Source organism: Halomonas urmiana (assembly GCF_005780185.1).
Lineage (GTDB): Bacteria > Pseudomonadota > Gammaproteobacteria > Pseudomonadales > Halomonadaceae > Halomonas > Halomonas urmiana.
The window spans coordinates 1-346 of the sequence record NZ_VBUI01000093.1 but is presented as its reverse complement, the minus strand read 5'-3'; the positions used below and the strand labels follow the sequence as shown (position 1 = coordinate 346).

General features: G+C 62.4%; 1 pseudogene. It reads right to left on the bottom strand.

Annotated elements, in window-relative coordinates:
* Positions 1 to 346 (bottom strand): annotated as a pseudogene (locus tag FEI13_RS18895) (hypothetical protein); the annotation flags it as partial.

The window sequence follows — 346 nt, the reverse complement described above, 5'->3', positions numbered from 1 at the left end:
GGCTGACGGTGACGTTCTTGACCGTCCCCAGCACCTCGCGGCTCTTGCGGAAGCGCAACCAGCCCAGCTTGGGCAGGAAGATCCGGCGGTTGCCCTGGTCGAGCCGGATTTGCTTCGGATCGGGATAGCGGAAGCTGTCGCGCTGCCCCTTCTTCTTGAAGCGCGGGAAGTCCGTCCGCTTGGCAAAGAAATTGGCGTAGGCACGCTCCAGATCCTTCAGCGACTGCTGGAGAGGATGGATGGGTGCGTCCTTGAGCCACGGCGTCTCAGTGCTGTTTCGCCAGCCGGTGAGTTCCTTGCACAAGGCGGCATAGCCGAGCTTCTTGTCGCCGGCTTCATATCGCGC